This is a genomic window from Nitrososphaera sp. AFS, assembly GCF_009898475.1.
In the GTDB taxonomy this organism is placed as follows: domain Archaea; phylum Thermoproteota; class Nitrososphaeria; order Nitrososphaerales; family Nitrososphaeraceae; genus Nitrosopolaris.
Window position 1 is genome coordinate 3,134 of the sequence record NZ_QURE01000152.1, and the last position, 1,733, is coordinate 4,866.

2 protein-coding genes and 1 pseudogene are annotated in these 1,733 nt (G+C 33.8%); 2 read left to right on the forward strand and 1 reads right to left on the reverse strand.

From position 1 onward, the window contains the following. Positions 1-25: 25 nt before the first annotated feature. Positions 26-385, forward strand: coding sequence for a response regulator (locus DYY65_RS12015; protein ID WP_162478195.1), 360 nt, complete (start codon positions 26-28; stop codon positions 383-385). Positions 386-1,241: 856 nt separating this feature from the next. Beyond that, a complete protein-coding gene (locus tag DYY65_RS12830; protein WP_255457527.1) occupies positions 1,242-1,367 on the forward strand; it encodes a hypothetical protein in 126 nt (41 codons plus the stop codon). A gap of 125 nt (positions 1,368-1,492) precedes the next feature. Here the strand turns inward: DYY65_RS12830 and DYY65_RS12020 are convergent. Next, a pseudogene (locus DYY65_RS12020) lies at positions 1,493-1,733 on the reverse strand (VOC family protein); the annotation flags it as partial.

Genomic DNA, 1,733 nt, shown 5'->3' on the forward strand with positions numbered 1-1,733 from the left:
CAAAGAAATTGGAGGAGGCGATTAAATGAAAATATTAGGAATTGACGATAATGCAGATATAAATGACTTGCTTGATACTGTCTTAAATGGTTCTGGTCATGAATTTACTTATGTAAGGAGTGGAAAAGAGGGATTAAAATTAATTCGAGAGAAGAAATTCGATATCGTACTACTAGACATAGCTATGCCAGAATTTAGTGGATTTGATGTCATAGACACGCTTGTCAACGAAGGCATCGTCTCCAATCAAAAAATTGTACTTTTTACTGCCTCATCAGTATTAGATTCGGAGATACAAGACCTTTGCAAGAAAGGAGTACATGCTTGTATACGAAAGCCTATAGACATAGATTTTCTTTTAGAAAAAATTGAGCAGTTTGCATAGATATAAATGTAAAACATGAATTTCAAGATTGTCTTTTTAGGCATTAGTGTATCAATTCTTTTCACATATCTGCACCTCATTGATCAAGCTTGGGCTCTAGGATCTGTTGATAATAATTGTCCGATATTTTCGATTAAAGTAGGATGTGATCTCTCTTCTTGGATCCATTTAATTATGGATGCCTTAATAGGTGCTTTTTTAGCATTTTTCTTTTATTATTTAGCTCATAAACAGAACATGAAGTTAAAGATGATAATCGAAGAACATGATACGATGAAAAAGAGAAGAAGAGAGTTTGCAATTCAATTATTGAAAAACCACTTGACTCATTGATTAAGAATTTAGAATCCAAGTACACAACAGATGCTGACAATAATGATAAAATAACAGATCAAATAAATAAGAAATGTAAAAAGATTAGTCGTATAGTAAATGACATTAAAAATACATTACTTTTGTTAAATGATGTGCTAGATCCGCAGGTTATTAATGATTTAAATCAACTTTGTCAAACCGTTCATGAAGACCAAATGAATGGTGAGAATAGGGGATTAACTCCATCCAATTATATTTATACTAAAAATAGAATAAATGATATATGTAAAACATTTGATGAATCACATCATTCAGCCTTACCAGTCAAGAAGTTATTGTCATCACAATCCTCTAATTCATCATCAAACGTCAAATTAAAGAAATCAGAATATATGAAGATATATCTACAAAAATTCTTTATATGGCAGCACAGAACCTAAGCCTTATAGTTAGTCATTAAAAAATTAGTTTTGATCCATACTCTACTTCACATCGAGTCATTATTTTAACACTAAATTTAAGGTAATAAGGTGAAGCATAGATGACATATATAATCAGAAGCGGCGAGACCAGACTGATGCTCGTAGAACAACTTCCAGAGCTACCAATTGCTTGCGATGGAGAGGCTGTGTACTGCACTCTTATACCTAGCGAGAGCTCCTCCTAGCGAGAGCTCCTTAGTAAGATTTAGAAAAAGAAGTCTGGAAGGATTGGCGTCGATGCGGAGTTATCTATGAATATAGAGCAATAGTATTACAATGCCATCTGGAAATGACAATGTGTAATATGTATTCATTTGGCGGTGCTATCCGCTTCAAAAATACCGAAGCCATTATTTTCTGTATCCTTACACACAGCCATATAACCCATCCCTGGCACTGGCGATTTTGGAACTATAACTTTTCCTCCTAATTGTTCTACTTTGGCAGAATATTCATCGACTGATTTTACGTCAAAATAGTTAATTCCTTGCTGTTGTGGTGACTGTCTTTTCATCATTCCTCCACCAAGAGCCTTGTTCCCTTTATTATCC